Here is a 21,434-nt window from a genome sequence, read left to right as displayed (position 1 = left end):
CTTGCCATAGGAGGCAAGTGCTTTTTCATTATTCATCTTCTTTTCGAGAAGTAGCATTTGATTGCGAATTGGAACTTTGAGAGTTGGCTTTCTCATCATCTTTCTTTTTATCTTTATTATCAGTTTGCGAGTTGCTGTTCCCATTTGTACTGTCTGAGCCATTATCTGAAGAACCATTATTTCCGTTTTCTGTATTTCCACCTTGGTCCTGATCCTTATCCTTATCTTGATCTTTTTTGTCATCAGGCTTTTGCTCATCAGTGCCAGGGGGCTGATTTTTGTTATCGTCTGTTTGGTCTGTCTGCTCGTCGTCAGGCTGCTGCGGTTCTTCTTCTTCTTTATTCTCATCATCCGCTTTTTCTTCCTCATCTGCGTCATCCTTAATGGTGAGGAAGGTAGATGCCGCTTTACTCGTGACATCATCTACAGTGGCTGTCACTTGGAATTTATATGTGGAGCCAGGCTTCACATCAGAGATGACCGCTTCTTTAGCAGAGCTGTTTTGAATCTCTTTATAGCCGCCATTATCAACCGCTTGCTTGACATTAAATGTAGCATCAGCGTCGTCAGAATAGCCCCAAGTCAGTGTGATGGATTTTTTCTCTTCATCATACACCGCTTTTAAATCAGAAGGCTTATCGGCTTCTTTTTTCTCGTATGTGTCAGAGACTTTTGTTGGTACCGTTCCTTTAACAAAGTATTCTGTTGTCTTCTTGTCACTTGGTGTATTTGGTCCGGCTAATTTTGCTGGATCGGATCCTTTTTCAACCGTAGCTTCAACGACACTGTCTGGTTTTTCAAATGAGCCGCTTCCATCATCAATTTGAGAAATCAATCGCTGGAAGACGATTTTGGCAACACGCTGCTCGTAATCATTCAGCCATATCTTTCCGTCTGCATCTTTTGAATTACCGATTCCAGTCCAAACGGCTGCTGTATATTGCGGCGTATAACCGACAAACCATGAATCTTTTGCACCGCCAGAAGGGATATTGTGTTTATTAATAACATCTTGTGTGAAGTTCGTTGTACCTGTTTTACCAGCTACTTGAACGTTCGGTACTTGTGCAAGTGTACCAGTACCAGATTGGACAGCAGTTTTCAGCATATCTGTAATCATAAATGCTGTGTAATCACTCATTGCTGCTTTTGAGTCCGGCGTAAGGTCAAGCTTTGTCCCGTCATTAAATTCAACAGATGTAACAGCGTGCGGTTCATTATAGTATCCGTTATTACCGAATGCACTAAATGCACCTGCCATTTTTAATGAAGACACACCATCTTCAAATCCACCGATGGAATAAGATTCTGGAATATCAGAAGGTAAGTCCATGCCTAAATTATTAGCAAATTGAGCGGCATTGGCTGAACCAGCTTCTTGGAATGCTTTAAGTGCAGGGATGTTACGCGATTGTGCCAAAGCACTTCTCATCGACATTTTACCTAAATGTCTTCTGTCAAAGTTATTAATCGGTGTACCATCTGAGTACGTATACGGCGCATCATCAATTTGCTGATATGTTGACCATTTTTTGTTTTCAATGACTGGGCCGTAATCTAAGATCGGTTTAATTGTGGACCCTGGCTGGCGTTTTGCATCCGTCGCATAGTTAAAGCCGCCGGCTGGTACATCACGTCCACCGCCAATGGCGCGAATTTCACCATTTTTCGTATCAAGCAGGGTCACACCCGCCTGCATCCCTTTCGTAAATCCAACTGAATCTCCATTGATGATATCATCTAAGTGATCCTGTGCTTTTCGATCAAGTGATGTATAGATTTTTAATCCATCAGTTGATGCATCCACTTTGGCTTTTTTCTGTACTTCTTCCATCACTTCTTCAATGTAGGCAGAGTACTTACTAGAGTTTTGGCTCTTATATTTACTAGCTGAAACAACTGTCTTACTGACAGGGGTTGCTTTTGCAGCGTCATATTCTTTTTCAGAAATATAGCCTTGTTTTTTCATAAGGCTTAAAACAATATTACGGCGTTTTTCCGCTGCCTCGGGATGTTTCACCGGGTTATAGGCAGAAGGACTCTGCGGCATACCTGCAAGTGTGGCAGCCTGTGCAACGGTTAGTTTATTTAAATCTGTGACTCCGAAAAATTGTTCAGCTGCTTTCCCCACACCATAAGCATAAGGAGAGAAGAAAATGCGGTTTAAATACATTTCTAAAATTTCATCTTTAGAGTATTTTTGCTCAAGCTGAATCGAGAGCCATACTTCCTGTACTTTCCGTTTTAACGTCTTTTGATTGCTTAGGAGGGAGTTTTTCACAACCTGCTGTGTAATTGTACTTCCGCCTTCAGCACCAAAGCCGTCCTCAACGTTTGCGACAAGTGCACCGCCGATACGGATTGGATCAATCCCGTGGTGCTTATAAAAACGTGCATCTTCAGTCGCAATAAACGCGTCTTTTACCACATCGGGTATATCTTTTATCGAGACATACGTTCTTTTTTCTGCACCAACTTCTGCAAACACTTTCTTGTCTTTATCATAAAGCTTTGAAGAGTATGGTGTTTTAAGCTTACTATCATCAATAGAAGGAGCGCTTGATGCAAAAACGGCAAAAGTTGTGATTCCGGCAACTAAACAAAGTAGACCGATCACGAGTAAAGATAAAAATATTTTTTTAAATAGACCTGCTTTCTTTTTGCCTTTTTTGTTCTTTTGCTTCTTATTGTTTTCTTGACTTGCTTTACGTCGCTGTTCACGACTTGTAAATTGATCAGACATCACATCTCAACCTTTCGTGTTAAACCTTTTTCGAACGTAATTGCTGCTTGCTTTCATCCGAAAAATGAAGTGTCTCCACTACTTTAATATAATCAATTCTTGGCGAATATCCAAGTGTCATTATGTGGCCAGCTTCCATTAATTCTTCTTTGCTAATGGATTTACGGCCGTTTTTTTTCTGCCGCTCCCAGAAGAAAAAGAGATCTGAAGCGGGCAAATAATAAACGGAGCCAAAAGCGGATATAATAACGAAACAAATGCCGCCTTGCTTTTCAACCTGTTTCATATGCTCAATTTGATGGTCGTGGAAATTTTTGAGCGGAAACGAGGTAGTGCTTTTGGTTTCCTTTGCTTCAAAATCGATATAGCGGCCTTTGTAAACCCCGTTATAGTCTGTTGTGGATGATTGTTTAAAATAGGCTTCTTTAATGACAGCAGCACTTCTTTTTGGGTAATCCACATTCACAATTTGAACTGGGGTAGGCTTTTTATGAATGACTGCGATCCCGTTGACCAAATAGTATTGGTTCGTTTCATTTAAATCAGCCTCAAGCGTCATCCCGCGGTTACTATAAGAGGATTCGCCGCTGATTCTTTTTTTTGTCCCAATTTGTTGAATGGGCTGATACGATTTTCCGTTTGGATACCGAATCATCAAGTTTCAGCCTCCTTTTAATGCATTTTGTATTGGAGAGATCACCATGTTGTCCCAAGAAGAGCATATCATCACTCAGCAAATTTTGCGTGAAACGAAAGCAAAAAATAAAGACAACCTGACGAGGACAAATGCCTACAAGCGCTTTTATGACCGGCATCCAGAGATGAAATGGTCGCTGCTCGCTTCCTTTGTCTCGAGAAATGCTGGGTGGTCCATGACGGATTTAAAAGGCGAGCTCTTCCATCCAGGTTTAACGGATCAGCAGGGGCACCTTTTTTTCACAGCATATGAAAGAGCGAATTGGCTGATCTTTTCGGATGCTTACCCTCAGCTTCTTTTGTACGAATGGTCTAAGCGATGCAGTAAACCTTTGTTTCATCTGCTTCCTTATTTCTCCGTGTCTCGGTTTATGAGCGCTGAGTGGGAACGCTTCTGGCTAAAGCGTGACACAGAGCGTCTGCTTTATGCACTCATCATAAATGAACAATATACTATACAATCTCCTATTATACAAAATCCTCTTCTGAAAAAGAATGTTTTTCACTCGATTCAATATCTTTTCAGCGAGTGGGGACATTTCCAAACCGTTGTTTTTCCAACGGTGGACGGGCATTTGTACGGCTTAACCATACGGAAGTTTTCCAATGTAAAGGATCGCATTACATTAGGTAAAAAATTAGCGAAACTATTATTTCGAGCCGATTTGTTTTCGGATTTTTATCATTTTTTGCATACCGTTCCGCATACGGGGTCTCGGTTTGATTTTGAACCTTTTTTAGGGATCGCTAGAAGGTCAACACCTTTTCTTCGGACGGTTTATCCGGTGATGACACATTCATTAGACGATCAAAGGGAAGATTGGTTTCAAAAGAAATTGAGTCCATCTTTATTTGAGGCAGAGCCGCTGCCAAAGCAGATTGAGCTGACCGACTGGTATTTTCATAAAAAAAGACAGCTTCGTTTTCTTTTCTCATTAGAGCACTATTTTTTGCATAAATAAAAAGCAGGGGGTGCCTGCTTTTTTTACGTAGATGGACGATTAGGACCGCCGAGCTTTTTATCCAGCTGATCTGGACTGTTTTCTTTCCCTTTTGGCTTTTGCTCTTTTGGTGCTGGCTGCTTTTTCATGAAATCTACCTCCTTTTGTCTTTAGAATTTACACAATCGGACGCAATCATACAAAGAAGGACAAGCATCTGTCGAAAAGGAAGAAATAGCGCTTATCTACACTTAGATTGGCGATTTGCTTCTAGTTTTGTCATGTGTGAAGGAGGGTGAGAAAGAAAAGAGAATGTAACGAGAGACGATAAAGGAGGAATCTGATGATGAGCGAATTTGTATCAAAAGAATCCATTATGCAGTTGTTAGAGGAAATCGAGCGAAAAATTGATGCGGTAGAGGAAGAGCTGTCTCTTGCTGTGAAGCAGACGAAACGTGCAGCGATAGAAGAGCAAGAACAAATCATTGACCGGCTTGAATCAGAAGTAAAGGACTGTGAAGTGAAGCTTCATGCAGCCGAGTATAAACTGGCAGCAAGACCGGCATATCACGCCGGATAGCCTTTCTATTTGAGCAATAGGTAAACGTTTGATAGGATGGTTCATAGAGGTGAACACTTTGGATAATCAAACATTACTTGAACATACACAAAACTTGAGAATATGGATCGAAGAAGCGTATGAGCAGTACCAAAAGGGAAAGGCTGAAGAGGAGTACCCATCGTATGATTTTTATACGGATATTCAGCCGGCCGTTGTTACATTTGATCAGAAAATGGAGGAGTGGCTCACCGCTGCCATCTCGTTTATTGAGCAGGCCAAACCTAGATATTTACACCAAGAACAGCTTGAAGCCGTAAAAGAAAATGGAAAAGAGGTTGTCCTGCAATCTTATTTTGGTAAACAGCACGCACCCCGTGTAAAAAATTTAGTTGAGTCAGTGGTTTACACTCTGAACCTTTTAATAGAAGAAATCAAAAAGCGCAGCTAAAGAATGATGCTGCGTTTTTCTTATGGCTTCTTTAGGCACATCTTCTGCTCTTGGTCATAATATATGAGTGACATCAATATGTGTTGAGAGCGAGAGGAGCGAGATAGATGTTCCCTTATTCAAACCAGCAGCCTTATGAATTCAATCAATTCAAGCAAAGGCCTTTTCCGTATCCAGAGATGCAGCAGCAGCCTCCGCAGCCTCCAGACTATTTCATGCCGCCGTATCAAGGTGGAGGGGGAATGAATCAGGCACCATCTACTGTTTATCAGCCGCCTTATGGATACCAAGAAAACGTGCCGCCTTTACAGCCGCCTGAAGCGATGAATCCACCCCAAATGCAGCAGCCTCCAGGCATGATGCCCATGCAGCCGCCTATGAACCCTTATCCATTGCCAAGGCCGCAAAAACAGCAGCCATCTCAATTTAAAAGTGTGCTGTCACAATTCAAAAAGACGAATGGGCAATACGATTTTAACAAAATGTTTGATACAGCTGGCCAAATGATGAGTACAATGAATCAAGTAGGCTCATTGGCGAAAGGATTTACAAGCATTTTTAAAGCATAGCTAAAACCCAATAGATTGATCTATTGGGTTGTTTGCTTTGGCGCAGACACATGAAGCGATTGATCTTTCCACACACTCTTCATTTTCGTTTCATCTATTTTTGCCGGCATTAAAATGGTTTTGGTAAAGCTTGAATACGAAGAAGTCGTATCTGTTTTGATTTTTTCCTGTACTGATAAGTGTAAATATTGGGCTTTTACTTCTAGCGCAATGTCTCCTTCGACAAAATGGTCTGGAAATTGAATCTCGATATACACATTCTGTTCATCCTCTGTCACACCGGTCGTAATGGATGCAAGTGAATGCGATGTGGTCATGAGTGCCTCTGCACTATTTAATATCTCGTGAAACGGGGAGGATGCAAAAAATTGTTCAATCGCTTCATATAGCATATCTTCATTTGCCAGCATTTCATGTTTTTTTTCGCCTTCATGTTTCATCTGAATCACCTCTCATCTACAGCCTATGCAGAGGGGGCTCAGGCGGTTATCAATTGATGAGAGGAAAAAATTATGATTAAATAGTGTTGAATGAAGCAAGGTGTATGGGCGTAAAGTTTCATGCACGAAATAGATTTAAGAAGCAAAGCTTGAAGGGAGCAAATTGACATTGCTGAAAAAATTATTCGGTTTCGGAAAAAACCAAGATGATGTAAAGGAAGAAGTCATTTATTCTCCAGTTGATGGAGAGTTAATGGATATGACTGATGTACCAGATCCCGTCTTTTCTCAAAAGATGATGGGAGACGGCGTAGCAGTAAAACCAAAAAGTGGGACGATTGTGTCTCCAGTAGAGGGTGAAATCATTCAGCTCTTCCATACAAAACATGCAATTGGCATTCGAACACTCTCGGGGCTTGAGCTTCTGATTCATATCGGACTTGAAACAGTTGGGTTAAATGGTGAAGGATTTGAAGCCCACATGAAAGAAGGGGATAAAGTGAAAATCGGTGATCCTCTTATTACATGTGATTTAGAACTGATTGAAGAGAAAGCATCAAGTACAGTGACACCGATTGTGATTATGAATGGTGACCTTATCGAACGACTTGATAAAGAACCAAAAGGCTCTGTAGAAAAGCAGATGTCCAAGCTCTTTACAGTGAAAATGAAATAATCCATGAATAGAAAAAACTACCCACTGATAGGGTAGTTTTTTATTGTGCTGAGGACATTAATCCTCCATCGGAACCCAGCCTTGACTTGCTTCCATGACAGACCACAATCCTTCTGGAATGAGATACTTGTCTTTTTGGCTGCGTTTAATGACGGTTTCAATCTCTTGTTCTCTGCCTTCTTTAATCTTCTTAGCCCAATCTGGGTCGACGATCAGCTCTCGTGCGACAGCGATGAGAGGAATCCCTTGATTGTAAGCATGGAGTGCATCTTCAGCTGTAATGACACTGCCTACTCCAATAAGCGGAAGAGCATCGCCGCAGCGTTCTTTTAGCAGTTCCATACGAGTTTTATTAGAATCTGCGCCTCGTCTTGCTTTAGAGCCAATCTCCATTAAAGAGATATGCAAATAATCGAGGCTTTTTGTTTTGAGAACATCCACTAATGTAAACGTCTCTGTCATTGTTAAACCAGGTGTTTCTGGTTCTTCAGGAGATAACCGGTATCCAAAGATAAACGGTTTAGCCGCATGTTCTTTGATGGCCTCTTTAACTGCATCTACAACAGCAATAGGGAAAGCTAGACGTTTTTCTTCATTTCCTCCCCATTGATCTGTACGCTGATTGCTATGCGGTGAGTAAAATTGTTGTAATAAATAACCGTTTGCCCCGTGAATTTCCACGCCGTCAAACCCTGCTTGAACCGCTCGTCTTGCTGCTTCTTTAAAGGAGTCGATAATTTGCGTAATTTCCTCTTCTTTTAAAGCGCGTGCAATTTGTTTTCCATCTTTGAACACATCACTTGGCGCAACCACATCACCGTTTGGAACTAAATGAGGGAGAGCCTGAGAGCCGCCGTGATGAATTTGAATGATGGCTTTTGTTCCTTTTGCCTGGATAGCTGAAGCCAGTTTTTTCAGGCCAGGGATATCTTCATCTCTTGCGATAGAAGGCTGTCCTTCAAATGCCTTCCCATCTGGAGTCACATTCGCACATGCAGTAATCACCATGCCCATTTCACTTGATCTAGCTGTAATGAAGTCAATTTCGTCTTTTGAAATGGTGCCGTCGTCATGAGAACCGAAGTGTGTCATTGGAGCAACGACTAACCGGCCATCAATAGAAGCGCCTCCTGGAAACGTAAATGGTTCAAATAAAGGCTTAAATTCGTTTTTCAATCTGATCATCTTCTTCCTTGATAAAATCATTTCACTTTAGAAGTGTAATAGATATTGTTACAACAGTTCAAAGTATTTGCTCATAAGTCCGCATCAAAAAATTGCCGCCTAGTCATGCAAACAAATATTCGGTACACTAGAATGAGAGGTGGACGCAATATGAAAAAGAAAACAATGAACGAACTGATAGAAGAATTAAAGAAAGACGAACAGGTAGAGCATTGGCATGAAATTGAAGCAAAGCCTGCACAGACCTCTCCCGTTCCTGAAAGAGTGGACGACAGGCTAAAAAAGGCGCTTGAAAAACGAGGCGTGAAAGAGCTGTACATTCATCAAAAGGAAGCCTTTGAACGAGTAATGGATGGTGAGCATGTAGTAACGGTTACACCAACAGCTTCAGGTAAAACGCTTTGCTACAATCTGCCTGTTCTTCAGTCGATCGCAGAAGACCAGACAAACCGCTCTCTTTATTTATTCCCAACAAAAGCGCTCGCGCAGGATCAAAAGAGTGAACTTAACGAGATCATCCACGAGATGGATGTTCCGATTCATAGTGAAACATATGACGGGGATACCTCCCCAGCCATTCGGCAGCGAGTCAGACAAGCAGGACATATTGTCATCACAAACCCAGATATGCTGCATTCAGCTATTTTGCCTCATCATACGAAATGGGTCAGCTTGTTTGAGAATTTGAAGTATATTGTCATTGATGAACTTCATACATATCGAGGTGTGTTTGGCAGTCATGTGGCCAATGTGATTCGAAGATTAAAGCGAATTTGTGCATTTTATGGAAGTGATCCGATTTTCATTTGTACTTCCGCAACGATTGCGAATCCAAAAGAGCTGGCGCAGCAGCTCACAGGGAGCAAAGTGCATCTTATTGAACGAAACGGAGCGCCTAGCGGTAAAAAGAATTTTGTGTTTTATAACCCGCCAGTGGTGAATAAACCATTAAATATTAGACAAAGCGCTGCCACTGTCGTCAACCAATTGGCTAAAACATTTTTAAAAGAAAAAATTCAAACGATCGTTTTTGCTAGAAGCAGGGTACGAGTAGAAGTGATTTTAAGTCATATTCAAGAGCTTGTGAAAAAAGAAATCGGTCCAAAATCGATTCGCGGGTATCGCGGAGGCTATTTGCCAAAAGAGCGGCGCATGATTGAAAAGGGGTTAAGAGAAGGAGACATTCTAGGTGTCGTCAGCACGAACGCACTAGAATTAGGGGTAGATATAGGTCAGCTAAAGGTATGCATTATGACGGGGTATCCTGGCAGTGTAGCGAGTACATGGCAGCAGGCAGGACGTGCTGGAAGGCGTCATGAGGAGGCGCTTATTATCATGGTGGCAAGCTCCTCACCCCTTGATCAATATATTGTCAGACACCCTGAATATTTCTTTAATAGACCGCCTGAAGCAGCCAGAATCAATCCTGAAAATCTCATTATTTTAGTGGATCATCTAAAATGTGCTTCCTACGAGCTGCCATTTCGGACGGATGAACAGTTTGGCGGCATGGAAGTAGAAGACATTTTGCAATACTTACATGAGGAAGGGGTTCTTCATTTTAGCGGGAACCGGTATTATTGGTCGGATCAATCGTTCCCAGCGCATGGGATCAGCCTGAGATCTGCAAGCCAGGAAAATGTGGTGATTGTGGATCAATCCGACGTAGCGAATGTCCGGATTATTGGAGAGATGGATCGATTCAGTGCAATGACTTTGCTGCATGATGAAGCAATTTATTTACATGAAGGGGTTCAATATCAAGTAGAAAAGCTAGATTACGAGCATTTGAAGGCTTATGTGAAACAAGTGGATGTAGAATACTATACAGATGCTAATTTAGCTGTTCAGCTCAAGGTGCTTGAAATCGATCAGACGACAGAGAAAGAAGCGGTATCTGTTCACTACGGTGATGTGACTGTCAACGCAATGCCTACGATATTTAAGAAAATCCGTCTGAGTACTGGTGAAAATATCGGGTCTGGACCGATTCACTTACCGGAAGAAGAAATTCATACGAGTGCGGCTTGGTTTGAATTACACGAGGCAGAGCGGAGATTTGAAGAGAAGACACTTGAACAGCTCCTGCTTGGCATCGCAAATGTTCTTCAGCACATTGTACCTGCTTTTGTGATGTGTGACCGCTCAGATATTCATGTTGTTTCACAAATTAAAGCGGCACATACCGGTAAACCGACAGTCTTTTTATATGACCACTACCCTGGCGGAATCGGCTTAAGCAAAGAAGTCCAAGCTCGTTTCGATGAAATAGCAGGTGCAGCCATTCAGCTGATAGAGCGGTGCCGCTGTGAGAACGGCTGTCCATCCTGCATTGGCATGGAAATGAAAGAGGTGAGCGGAAAAAGCAGCATTGTTGAATTGGTGTCTGCATTTTAAGAGGAAGGAGGAAGATACCTACTCATGTCTTTAAAAGGGAAATTAAATCGAATGAAGAAGCACCTATCGCACAACCAGCCAAACGAAAAACGGCAAAAAGCAGTGGAAGGGCAGCCTCAGCCTGTGACGGCCGAAAACATTCCATTTTTAAAGGAATGGGAGAAATTAGGTGCAGCTCCTTATCACTTTGAGGATTCCTTTTGTCTCATTCGAGAAGTCACCTATTCATTAGATGATAAGCATGGACTCTACTCGTTTGCGGAACTGCCAAAGATCATCGAGGCATGGAACAAAAGCAGCATCCAGCATTCTCTATCGGCTAAAGGTTACAAGCCGCATGAACTGTTTTTCTTCGATACAGAAACAACTGGATTATCTGGCGGAACGGGAAATATGATTTTCTTGCTAGGACATGCGCGGGTTTTTGCTGACAAAGTAGTGGTGAAACAGCACCTGCTCACAAATCCGGGAAATGAAGCGGCTCTTTATAAAAGCTTTCTCGATGAAGTGAACGTAGAATCACTCGTTACATATAATGGAAAATCATTCGATTGGCCGCAAGTGAAAACGAGACATACTTTGTTGCGAGATCAAATCCCTGCGCTTCCAGAGTTTGGCCACTTTGATCTTCTGCATGGATCAAGACGATTGTGGAAGCATAAATATGAACGAATGGCGCTGTCTGTGGTTGAAAAAGAAGAGCTGCACGTCCACCGGGAAGGCGACACACCGGGTTTTTTAGCACCGATGATCTATTTTCACTTTTTAAAGGAACAAAAACCGAAGCTCATCGAAGGAATTTTGACTCATAATGAATTAGACGTCCTTTCGTTAATCAGCCTTTACATCCATCTATCCAAAAAAATTCTATCTATGGATGCGGTAAAGGAGCATGATGAGAAATACGCGCTGGCTAGGTGGCATCTTGCGCATCGTGATGTACAGGAAGCTACGAAGCATTTGCGGGAATTAACAGGTGCTGATTTTGAACATGCCAATCAGGCGGCATTTGATCTCTCATTACAATATAAACGGCTAAACGAGTGGGATGAAGCAGTTCGAATTTGGGAAACATTATTTGAATCAAGTGATGTCCATTTGGCATTAAAAGCAGGTATAGAGCTTGCGAAGTGTAAAGAGCATCGCCAAAAAGATGCAAAGTCAGCTCTTTCCATCACAGAATCTTTATTATCTTTCTCATCGTTAAGCGAGCGAGACACAAAAGAGCTTGAGAAGCGAAAAAAACGGCTATTGAGAAAAGCTGGGCAATGAAATATTATTACCCGGGAAAGCGCAAAAAATGACAACGTTCGGCTCTCGGCCGAAAATAAAAATTGTTTAGCACTTTTATTGTAGAAAGTCCGCGAATCCTGTAAAATAACGTTAGATATTGAATGAGGAGCGTATAGCATGTATAAGGGTCTTTTCTACTTGTTTTTTCTTGTTGTCATTTTGGTCGCTTTTGTGTTTTCAAACTATAAAGATATTTTTCTTGCCAACTTTTAAAATAGGTTAATGCATTAGTACATGTACACCTCTTAATTCATACATTGTTAATGTAAGAAAATAAAGGAGAGGGGAATGCTACATGTACCATCATCATCATTGCCATCCGAATGTTACACAGCCAATTGTTCATCCGACGAATCATTGCTGTACACACAGCGAGTCAACAACAATTGTGCCGCATATCCACCCGCAGCATGTGACAAATGTTCACCACCATAATTTCAAACATGTTCACTACTTCCCGCATACGTTTTCTCAGGTGGACCCGACAACACATCAACACTTTAACTGCGGTGGACCTTGCTGTAACAGATAAAGTGAATGGGACTTTTATAAGTCCCATTTTTTAAAAGCAGGTGAAATAATGAAAATTATTGCTGTCACAGGGTACAAGCCCTTTGAGCTTGGGATATTCAAACAAGACGAGCCTGCACTTCAATACATAAAAGCGGAGCTTCAAAAAAGGCTGACAGCCCTTATCGAAGAAGGTCTGGAATGGGTGCTCATATCAGGCCAGCTTGGGGCAGAAATTTGGACAGCCGAAGTGGTGTTTGAGCTTCAAGAGGAATATCCAGCGTTAAAACTTGCAGTCATTACGCCATTTTATGAACAGGAAGAGCGCTGGAATGAACAAAACAAAGAGTTGTATGAAGGAATTCTTGCACAGGCCGATTTTGTAGAAAGTGTCACGCATAGACCGTACGAAAGTCCGGCACAATTTAAACAAAAGAATCGCTTTTTTATTGAAAAAACAGATGGTCTTCTCGTCTTATATGATCCCGAGCATGAGGGATCGCCGAAGTATATGATCAGGGAGGCGGAAGCCTATACCGATTACCCCATTATGTACATCACGATGGATGATCTAAGAGCGCAGGTTGAGGCGGAAGATCCGTTTTTTGATTAAAAGCAAGAGAAAATTTGACAACGTCACGTATTTCTGAAAAAATATACTATGAATTCACGATATGAGGTGAAAAAGATGCTTGCTGATAAAGTAAAGCTTTCTGCGAAAGAAATTTTAGAAAAAGAATTTAAAACAGGTGTCAGAGGGTACAAACAAGAAGAAGTCGATAAATTTTTAGATATGGTCATTAAAGACTATGAGACATTCAACCAAGAAATCGAAAAACTTCAACAAGAAAACCTCCACTTGTCAAAACAGCTTGAAGAAGCTGTTGAACAAGGGAAAAGACAGCCTGCACAGTCTAATACAACAAACTTTGATATTTTAAAAAGACTATCGAACCTTGAAAAACACGTTTTCGGCAGCAAACTTTATGATTGAGTCTTGCTGAAAAAGCTTGTGTCAGATGTCATTGTCGTTTATAATAACGCTTATTGATTAACGTTCGGGTAATCGCTGTAATGCTATTTAGGGCATTGCAGAGGAAAGTCCATGCTCGCACGGTGCTGAGATGCCCGTAGTGTTCGTGCCTGGCGAAAAAATAAGCCAGGGCAGCCTGGGAAAGGCTGACGGCAGGAAAAATGCCTACGTCCTTTTTAGGATATGGCAAAGTATCCTTGAAAGTGCCACAGTGACGAAGTCTCACTAGAAATGGTGAGAGTGGAACGCGGTAAACCCCTCGAGCGAGAAACCCAAACTTGGTAGGGGAACTTTCTCAAAGGAACCAAACGGAGAGAAGGACAGAGAATTCTGTAGATAGATGATTACCACCTGAGTACGAGGCATTTGCCGTTTGCAGTACGATGGAACAAAACATGGCTTACAGAACGTTAAATCCGTTATCATAAACATGATGAAACAAAGCTCTCCTATTTCAACATATGGAGAGCTTTTATCTTGAATACATAAAAGGACGAGAAAACAGGTGATAAATCAATGAAAACCTATACACTCATCGCAACAGCTCCAATGGGAATTGAAGCAATTGTTGCAAAAGAAGTAAGAGACCTTGGCTATGAGTGCACAGTCGACAACGGAAAAGTGATTTTCAAGGGGGATGCTCTTGCGATTTGCCGTGCAAACCTTTGGCTGCGTACAGCAGACCGGATCAAGGTACAAGTTGCTGAATTTTCGGCAAAAACATTTGATGAGCTTTTTGAACAAACGAAAGCGATTGACTGGGCCGCTTTTTTACCAAAAAACAGTACGTTTCCTGTCATCGGGAAATCTGTGAAATCTCAGCTTGCCAGTGTGCCTGACTGCCAGCGCATCGTCAAAAAAGCCATCGCTCAAAAGCTTAAATCCTCCTACAACATTCAGTCTGAATGGCTTGAAGAGACGGGACCTGAATATAAAATCGAGATCGCTCTTTTAAAAGATAAAGCTGTTCTTACGCTTGATACATCTGGTGTAGGTCTTCATAAACGCGGATACCGCATGGATCAAGGCGGAGCACCTATTAAAGAAACGCTTGCTGCTGCGCTCGTCTTATTAACGAACTGGACACCTGACCGTCCGTTTGTTGATCCTTTCTGCGGATCAGGAACAATCGCCATAGAAGCAGCGATGATAGGACAAAACATTGCCCCAGGATTTAACCGGGATTTTGCGTCTGAATCATGGGAATGGATCGGTGAAGACGTATGGAACAAAGCGCGTGTGGAAGTTGAAGAAAAAGCAAACTATGATCAGCCGCTCCGCATTATCGCAAGTGACATCGACCATCGTATGGTGGACATCGCAAAAATGAATGCAGAAGAAGCAGGACTGAGTGAACTGATTGAGTTCAAACAAATGCAAGTAAAAGACTTTCAAACAAAAGAAGAGTACGGTGTGATTGTTGGAAATCCTCCTTATGGTGAACGACTGAGTGATAAACCAGCTGTTGAAAAAATGTATCAAGGAATGGGTGAAGCGTTTAAGAACCTAGATACATGGTCCATTTACATCTTAACGTCACACGAAAAATTCGAAGAGTGCTTCGGAAGAAAAGCGACGAAAAAGAGAAAGCTGTTTAATGGATTTATTAAAACAGACTATTATCAATATTGGGGAAAACGCCCGCCTAGAAAGCAACCAACCGAATCGTAATAAATGGCCGCACCGAAAAAAGGTGCGGCTTTTTTATGATGAAAAGGTATAACTCCTCGCGTGGCGGAATAAACTGAACTTGATTTTAAAAAAAGAGGTGTCTTCATGATTCATTATGATCAAATTCAGTTAATCCAAAAAGCACTCAATTCGACTGCTCAAGAAATAGAAGGGCATGAAGGTGGACAATCTGCTCAGCTTACGGCAGCCATCGAAGATTTGGCGCTGGCTCAGGCATACATAGAACGTTCTGAGCATGCATTTTTAATGAAGGAAAGCTATCAACATCGCCTGCGCTCATAAAAAAAGATTGTTTTTCCCCAGCGTAAATGGTACTATTGAATGTCTGAATGATTCAAAAGTTGGGGGTTGAAGCAGGTGACAGCATCTCGTTTGCCTTTTTCATTATCAAAAGAACACAATTTTTACGAAGAACTGGGCAACTGGATTGGTGATGTGTTTTATGACATTTTGCCAGAAAAGGGCTTTGATCTTCGAGATGAACAAATATTTATGGCTTTTCAACTAGAAAGAGCCTTTAAAGAAAAAAGTGTGATGTTTGCCGAAGCTGGGGTAGGCACAGGCAAAACTATCGTCTATCTATTATTTGCCGTCACATATGCAAGGTATACAGGGAAGCCTGCGATTATTGCATGTGCAGACGAAACGTTAATTGAACAGCTCGTTAAACAAGAAGGTGATATCTATAAAATTGCCAATCACCTTGATATTCAAATAGATGCGAGATTAAGTAAATCGCATGATCAATATTTATGCTTAAAGAAGCTGGAGAAAACGATGCAGCGTGAAGATGATGAAAAGTGGCTCGATATTTATGAATCACTGCCTTCATTTGTTCATGAATCACATGGCATGCAAACCTTTTATCCGTATGGCGATCGAAAAGAGTATCCGGAGTTATCAAATGATGAATGGTCACGAATTGGCTATGACTCGTTTCAGGACTGTCTGACGTGCGATATGCGTCATCGCTGTGGTTTGAATTTATCAAGAGATCATTACCGGAAAGCGACAGACCTCATCATCTGTTCACATGATTTTTACATGGAGCATGTGTGGACGAAGGAATCCCGGAAACGTGAGGGCCAGCTTCCGCTGCTTCCTGAGCATAGCTCCGTCGTATTTGATGAGGGACATCTTCTCGAGTTTGCCGCACAAAAAGCGTTAACGTACCGAGTGAAGCAATCAACGCTCGAAACATTTTTGGAACGTCTTTTGCAAAACGACATACGCGAAGAATTTGCAGAGCTTGTTGAAGATGCACTTGCAACAAACGATGAGTTCTTTTATCTCTTAAAAACACATGCCAAAGAAGTCAAAGGCTCGCACCGGCTTGAAATTGGGCGTGTCGATGAGGTGAAGCGTTCTGCAAGTGAATTGTGTGACTTGCTTGAAAAAATCGGAGAAGCGCTCGTGTTTGAATCTGAGATGTATACGATCGATCAATACGAATTATCTGTTGTGGAAGAATACATTGAACAAATGGCGTATTCTTTATCGCTTTATCAAAAAAATGCCATTAGCTGGCTGGAAAAACAGGAATTAGATACAACATTTGTTGTGATGCCAAAGACGGTTGCAGAGGTGCTTGGCGAAAAAGTATTCTCGCAAAAAAGACCATATATTTTCTCTTCCGCTACATTGTCTGAGAATCAATCCTTTGATTATTTAGCTGAAAGTCTTGGGATTAAAGATTACTTATCAATGAGTGTCGCTTCGCCGTATGATTACGATGAACAAATGAAGATTTATTTCCATGGAATTCAGCAGCTCGCTGAGCAAGAGGCAAAAGCACAGCAAGTGATCACTCAGCTGAAAGAAAATGGAGGACGATCTCTGATTCTCTTCCCTTCATTTGATGAACTTCATTTCTTTAGAAAACAGCTTGAAGCAGCAAATGAATCACTGCCGTTTGACGTATATTTTGAGGGAGACGAGGAAATCAGCACGATTGTTCAAAAGTTCCAAGCAGATGAAACATCCGTGTTATGCTCTGTTCATCTGTGGGAAGGGCTTGATATTCCAGGTCAATCATTAACGAATGTGATCATCTGGGGACTTCCTTATCCGCCGCATGATCCGGTATTTGAAGCGAAACGGAATGAAGCAAAGGATGCACATGCTGAAGTTGACCTTCCGTATATGCTGCTTCGCTTACGCCAAGGTATCGGAAGACTGATCCGGACAAGCCAAGACGCAGGAAGCATTCATATTTACTTTGATCGTAAAGAAGATACTAAGCTTCAAAGTAAAATTGAATCCGTCCTGCCAGTGAAGCCCATCATCACATCTTAAATAGCTGAAAACTTGCAAATGAGGAGGATACCACGGTGTATCCTCCTTTTTCATTGACAAAAGAACATTCATTGAAGTAGCCTTGAAACGTACATACATATTTTATTGATTGGGGGAACAAACGCATGAGTCTTGAAGCAACTGAGAAAGCGTTTTATCAATTACTAGGGAAAATCGCCCATTATACAGAGGCGCTCCATTTACTTTACTGGGACTCTAGAACACAAGCACCTAAAAAAAGTGCGGATTTTAGAGCTGAAACGATCGGTCAATTATCAAGTGATATTTTTAATATGAAGACTTCTGACGAAATGAGAGATCTTCTTCACGCATTAAACAAACATCGAGATGAGCTGTCAAAAGATACACAGAAGGCGCTCGAATTATCACAAAAAGAGTATGATGAAAACAGTAAAATTCCGAAAGAAGAATTTAAAGAATACTCGATTTTACAATCAAAAGCGGAGCATGTTTGGGTAGAAGCAAGGGAGAAATCAGACTTTTCACTCTTTGCACCATACTTAAAACAGCTTATTGACTTTAACAAGCGTTTCATCCAATATTGGGGCGTGAAAAAAACGCCTTATGATGTGCTGCTCAATAACTATGAGCCAGATATGACGGTTGAACAGCTTGATCAAAAGTTTGGTGCACTTCGTGACGCTATTGTTCCTCTTGTGAAAAAAATCGAAGCCTCACCTAATAAGCCGGATACTTCATTTTTATCGAAAAGCTTCCCAATCGATAAACAAAAGGAATTGAGTCTCTTTTTCTTAAAAGAATTAGGATATGACTTTGACGCAGGCCGCCTGGATACAACAATTCATCCATTTGCTGTAACGTTAAGCAGAGGCGATGTACGTGTGACGACCCGTTATGATGAGCATGATTTTCGAATGGCGATCTTTGGAACGATTCATGAATGTGGTCATGCGATCTATGAGCAAAACATTGATGAAGCACTGAGCGGAACACTTTTATGTGATGGGACTTCGATGGGAATCCATGAATCACAGTCTCTTTTCTTTGAGAACTTTATCGGCAGACACGAAGATTTCTGGAAAACGTATTATCAAAAGCTGCAAGAAGCTTCTCCTGAGCAATTTAAAGATGTTTCTTTAGAAGACTTTGTGCATGCAGTGAATGAATCGAAGCCGACTTACATTCGAATTGAAGCCGATGAACTGACGTATCCGCTTCACATTATCATCCGCTATGAAATTGAGAAAGCGATTTTCAATGAAGAAGTAGCAGTTGAAGATCTGCCTGCACTTTGGAATGAAAAATATCAAGCGTATCTTGGCATTACGCCTCCTAATGATGCACTCGGTATCTTGCAGGATGTTCACTGGTCTGATGGAAGCTTTGGATATTTCCCTTCATATGCTCTTGGTTATATGTATGCAGCGCAATTAAAGCAGCAAATGATTAAAGATTTACCAAATTTTGATGAGCTTATTCAAACTGGGTCTTTTGCACCGATAAAAGAATGGCTGACGGAACATGTTCACCAGCATGGTAAACGGAAAAAGCCATCTGAAATCATTCAAGATGCAACAGGCGAAGAATTAAATGTTCAATATTTAATCGACTACTTAACGGATAAATATACGAAACTGTATTTATCATAAAAGAAGGGCACCCTTTCATGAGAGGGGTGCTTTTTTGATGCTTGAATATTCTAAAAACGAACATTTTGTTCTGATCTATTATTTAAGTTCGGTATTTTTCTAGAAAAGTGCTTTCCAAGCGTCTGAAATCTTGTTATAATTTGAACACTATAACACTCATATAATCGCGTGATGATGGCACGCAAGTTTCTACCGGACACCGATACGGTCCGACTATGAGTGAGCAAAATGAAACAGCTCTTGTTTGAGCTGAAGATCCATTGATCGTTTTCGCATTGCTTGCTCCTCATGGACAGCAATGCTTTTTTTATGCCAAAAATTGAATGTTTGCCAATTATGCTAGGGGGAAGAATGATGGAATTGTTACGTCAAAAAATTGAGAACGAAGGAATCGTTCTGTCAAATCAAGTGTTAAAAGTAGATGCTTTTTTAAATCACCAAATTGATCCTGTGTTAATGCATGAGATCGGGCAAGAGTTTGCTAGATTATTTAAGCACGATGGCATTACAAAAATCATCACAATCGAATCTTCTGGCATCGCACCTGCTGTGATGGCTGGGCTTGCTCTTCAAGTACCTGTTGTGTTTGCAAGAAAACGTCAATCACTCACATTAACGGATAACCTGTTAACAGCCAGTGTGTACTCTTTTACGAAAAAAGTAGAAAGCACGATTGCTGTCTCAAATACGCATCTTAGTGAAAATGATTGTGTGTTAATCATCGATGACTTTTTAGCGAATGGTGAAGCTGCGAAAGGACTTGCTGCGATTGCAAAGCAGGCGAAGGCAAAAGTAGCCGGATTTGGCATTGTCATCGAAAAATCATTCCAGCCTGGAAGAAATGCGCTTGTGCAAATGGGCTACCGCGTTGAGTCCCTCGCACGTATTGAATCACTTGAGGAAGGGAAAGTCACGTTTGTACGGGAGATACAATTATGAGTACCGCTAAAAAAGTCAAAACGCTCTCACTGGGTATTCAGCATGTACTGGCGATGTATGCCGGTGCTGTTCTTGTGCCGCTCATTGTTGGAGATGCGCTCGGGCTCACGCCTGCACAGCTGACTTACTTAATCTCTGCGGATATTTTCATGTGCGGGGCTGCCACATTGCTTCAAGTATGGAAAAACCGCTTCTTTGGGATCGGTCTGCCTGTCGTATTAGGCTGTACATTTACTGCGGTTTCTCCTATGATTGCGATTGGCTCTAAGTATGGCATTTCGTCTATCTATGGAAGTATTATCGCTTCTGGGTGTATCGTCATTCTTCTTTCTTTTTTCTTTGGGAAGCTTGTGAAATTTTTCCCGCCTGTTGTCACAGGTTCTGTCGTCACTATTATTGGTATCACCCTCATTCCTGTAGCGATGAATAATATGGCAGGAGGAGAAGGAAGTGCGGATTATGGTTCTTTTGAAAATCTAGGGCTCGCTTTCCTTGTGCTGTTTATCATTGTACTGCTCTATCGGTTCACGAAAGGGTTTATGAAGGCGATCGCCATTTTAATCGGTATTCTTCTTGGGACAGCAGTTGCTGCGTTTATGGGGAAAGTGGAGACAGCTGAGGTGGCAAAAGCCCAGGTTTTCCGCATGATTGAGCCATTTTATTTTGGCATGCCGACCTTTGAATTTGCACCGATCATGACCATGACGTTAGTTGCGATTGTGTCATTAGTCGAATCAACAGGCGTTTATTTCGCACTAGGTGATTTAACAAACCGGTCATTAAAAGAGAAGGATTTGGCTAAAGGCTATCGGGCAGAGGGGATTGCTGTGTTATTAGGCGGAATCTTTAATGCTTTTCCATACACAGCCTACTCGCAAAACGTTGGATTGATCCAGTTAACAGGAGTCAAGAAAAACCAAGTCATTGTTGTAACAGGAGCATTGCTCATGTTATTTGGTCTTTTTCCTAAGATCGCTGCCTTTACGACGATTATTCCAAAGTCAGTCCTTGGCGGTGCAATGGTTGCCATGTTTGGCATGGTCATTGCATACGGTATTAAAATGCTCTCGCGCGTGGACTTTGCAAAGCAGGAGAACTTGCTGATCGTCGCTTGCTCCGTGGGAATCGGCTTAGGAGTTACTGTCGTACCGCAAATGTTTGAGCATCTGCCAGATTCGATTAAATTATTAACAAGTAACGGCATTGTGGCCGGAAGCTTTACCGCTATTTTGCTTCATATTATTTATCACATGATTCCTTTTAAAAAAGAAGCCGGGCATGACCTGGTAGAAGAACCTAAGCAATCTGTTATGTAACCCCCTCTCTTGGAGAGGGGGTTCAGATTATGGACAAAGAGCTAAAATGACCTTTTATTTTAGCTCTT

21 protein-coding genes, 1 other RNA gene and 1 riboswitch are annotated in these 21,434 nt (G+C 41.6%); of the genes, 17 read left to right on the top strand and 5 right to left on the bottom strand.

The window, feature by feature from the left end; genetic code table 11:
• Positions 1-28: 28 nt before the first annotated feature.
• Both NST65_RS10000 and recU read right to left on the bottom strand, forming a co-directional pair.
• On the bottom strand, positions 29-2,743 hold the full coding sequence (locus tag NST65_RS10000; protein ID WP_065214701.1) for a PBP1A family penicillin-binding protein: 2,715 nt from the start codon (positions 2,741-2,743) through the stop codon (positions 29-31).
• 19 nt (positions 2,744-2,762) lie between these two features.
• Positions 2,763-3,398 carry a Holliday junction resolvase RecU gene (recU, locus tag NST65_RS09995; RefSeq protein ID WP_327827710.1) on the bottom strand — a complete coding sequence of 212 codons (636 nt, stop codon included), beginning with the start codon at positions 3,396-3,398 and terminating at the stop codon, positions 2,763-2,765.
• 46 nt (positions 3,399-3,444) lie between these two features.
• Here recU and NST65_RS09990 point away from each other — a divergent pair, with 46 nt between their 5' ends.
• Positions 3,445-4,401 carry a DUF2515 domain-containing protein gene (locus tag NST65_RS09990; protein ID WP_061109278.1) on the top strand — a complete coding sequence of 319 codons (957 nt, stop codon included), beginning with the start codon at positions 3,445-3,447 and terminating at the stop codon, positions 4,399-4,401.
• Between the two features lie 23 nt (positions 4,402-4,424).
• Here the strand turns inward: NST65_RS09990 and sspM are convergent, their stop codons facing one another.
• Complete coding sequence (gene sspM, locus NST65_RS09985) at positions 4,425-4,529, bottom strand: acid-soluble spore protein SspM (RefSeq protein WP_024422772.1); 105 nt, start codon at positions 4,527-4,529, stop codon at positions 4,425-4,427.
• Between the two features lie 197 nt (positions 4,530-4,726).
• On the opposite strand from sspM, the gene NST65_RS09980 reads away from it, so the two are divergent.
• From NST65_RS09980 to NST65_RS09970, 3 genes are all read left to right on the top strand, one after another.
• The gene (locus tag NST65_RS09980; protein WP_223251001.1) at positions 4,727-4,960 is read left to right on the top strand and encodes a DUF5446 family protein; all 234 of its coding nucleotides are present in this window, start codon (positions 4,727-4,729) and stop codon (positions 4,958-4,960) included.
• Positions 4,961-5,009: 49 nt separating this feature from the next.
• Positions 5,010-5,390 (top strand): YppE family protein, encoded by a 381-nt coding sequence (locus NST65_RS09975; RefSeq protein ID WP_224426683.1) that lies wholly within the window; start codon positions 5,010-5,012, stop codon positions 5,388-5,390.
• A gap of 107 nt (positions 5,391-5,497) precedes the next feature.
• On the top strand, positions 5,498-5,959 hold the full coding sequence (locus NST65_RS09970) for a YppG family protein (RefSeq protein ID WP_034280480.1): 462 nt from the start codon (positions 5,498-5,500) through the stop codon (positions 5,957-5,959).
• A 20-nt stretch (positions 5,960-5,979) separates the two neighbouring features.
• Here NST65_RS09970 and NST65_RS09965 read toward each other — a convergent pair whose 3' ends face one another.
• A complete protein-coding gene (locus NST65_RS09965; RefSeq protein ID WP_034280483.1) occupies positions 5,980-6,399 on the bottom strand; it encodes an Hsp20/alpha crystallin family protein in 420 nt (139 codons plus the stop codon).
• A gap of 169 nt (positions 6,400-6,568) precedes the next feature.
• Here NST65_RS09965 and NST65_RS09960 point away from each other — a divergent pair, with 169 nt between their 5' ends.
• A complete protein-coding gene (locus tag NST65_RS09960) occupies positions 6,569-7,075 on the top strand; it encodes a PTS glucose transporter subunit IIA (protein ID WP_034280784.1) in 507 nt (168 codons plus the stop codon).
• Between the two features lie 57 nt (positions 7,076-7,132).
• Here NST65_RS09960 and NST65_RS09955 read toward each other — a convergent pair whose 3' ends face one another.
• Positions 7,133-8,251 carry an NADH-dependent flavin oxidoreductase gene (locus NST65_RS09955; RefSeq protein ID WP_231122787.1) on the bottom strand — a complete coding sequence of 373 codons (1,119 nt, stop codon included), beginning with the start codon at positions 8,249-8,251 and terminating at the stop codon, positions 7,133-7,135.
• Positions 8,252-8,410: 159 nt separating this feature from the next.
• Here NST65_RS09955 and NST65_RS09950 point away from each other — a divergent pair, with 159 nt between their 5' ends.
• The 12 genes from NST65_RS09950 to pbuX all read left to right on the top strand — a co-directional run bounded on the left by NST65_RS09950 (position 8,411) and on the right by pbuX (position 21,366).
• Positions 8,411-10,657 (top strand): DEAD/DEAH box helicase, encoded by a 2,247-nt coding sequence (locus NST65_RS09950; RefSeq protein ID WP_342488800.1) that lies wholly within the window; start codon positions 8,411-8,413, stop codon positions 10,655-10,657.
• Positions 10,658-10,681: 24 nt separating this feature from the next.
• Positions 10,682-11,929: a ribonuclease H-like domain-containing protein gene (locus tag NST65_RS09945; protein ID WP_176967039.1), complete on the top strand. Its 1,248-nt coding sequence runs from the start codon at positions 10,682-10,684 to the stop codon at positions 11,927-11,929.
• A gap of 316 nt (positions 11,930-12,245) precedes the next feature.
• Entirely contained in the window at positions 12,246-12,482 is a 237-nt protein-coding gene (locus tag NST65_RS09940) for a CotD family spore coat protein (protein WP_080652975.1), read from the top strand.
• A 48-nt stretch (positions 12,483-12,530) separates the two neighbouring features.
• Complete coding sequence (locus tag NST65_RS09935; RefSeq protein WP_029706022.1) at positions 12,531-13,073, top strand: DUF1273 domain-containing protein; 543 nt, start codon at positions 12,531-12,533, stop codon at positions 13,071-13,073.
• A gap of 75 nt (positions 13,074-13,148) precedes the next feature.
• Positions 13,149-13,454 (top strand): cell division regulator GpsB, encoded by a 306-nt coding sequence (gene gpsB, locus NST65_RS09930; RefSeq protein WP_012010336.1) that lies wholly within the window; start codon positions 13,149-13,151, stop codon positions 13,452-13,454.
• Positions 13,455-13,514: 60 nt separating this feature from the next.
• Positions 13,515-13,901, top strand: an RNA gene (rnpB, locus tag NST65_RS09925) — RNase P RNA component class B.
• A 108-nt stretch (positions 13,902-14,009) separates the two neighbouring features.
• Positions 14,010-15,164: a class I SAM-dependent RNA methyltransferase gene (locus NST65_RS09920; RefSeq protein ID WP_024428118.1), complete on the top strand. Its 1,155-nt coding sequence runs from the start codon at positions 14,010-14,012 to the stop codon at positions 15,162-15,164.
• A gap of 105 nt (positions 15,165-15,269) precedes the next feature.
• Complete coding sequence (locus NST65_RS09915; protein WP_024428119.1) at positions 15,270-15,467, top strand: hypothetical protein; 198 nt, start codon at positions 15,270-15,272, stop codon at positions 15,465-15,467.
• Between the two features lie 75 nt (positions 15,468-15,542).
• The gene (locus NST65_RS09910; protein WP_034280490.1) at positions 15,543-17,480 is read left to right on the top strand and encodes an ATP-dependent DNA helicase; all 1,938 of its coding nucleotides are present in this window, start codon (positions 15,543-15,545) and stop codon (positions 17,478-17,480) included.
• 125 nt (positions 17,481-17,605) lie between these two features.
• Positions 17,606-19,111, top strand: a complete 1,506-nt coding sequence (locus NST65_RS09905) for a carboxypeptidase M32 (protein WP_111926521.1) — start codon at positions 17,606-17,608, stop codon at positions 19,109-19,111.
• 136 nt (positions 19,112-19,247) lie between these two features.
• A riboswitch (purine riboswitch) is annotated at positions 19,248-19,347 on the top strand.
• Between the two features lie 118 nt (positions 19,348-19,465).
• Positions 19,466-20,050 carry a xanthine phosphoribosyltransferase gene (xpt, locus tag NST65_RS09900; protein ID WP_111926523.1) on the top strand — a complete coding sequence of 195 codons (585 nt, stop codon included), beginning with the start codon at positions 19,466-19,468 and terminating at the stop codon, positions 20,048-20,050.
• Positions 20,047-21,366, top strand: a complete 1,320-nt coding sequence (gene pbuX, locus NST65_RS09895) for a xanthine permease PbuX (protein ID WP_034280495.1) — start codon at positions 20,047-20,049, stop codon at positions 21,364-21,366. Before xpt ends, pbuX begins: the two co-directional genes overlap by 4 nt.
• Positions 21,367-21,434 lie beyond the last annotated feature (68 nt).

Source organism: Bacillus sp. FSL P4-0248 (genome assembly GCF_038593305.1).
GTDB lineage: Bacteria > Bacillota > Bacilli > Bacillales > Bacillaceae > Bacillus > Bacillus safensis.
This window is presented reverse-complemented; position numbering and strand designations above follow the sequence as displayed.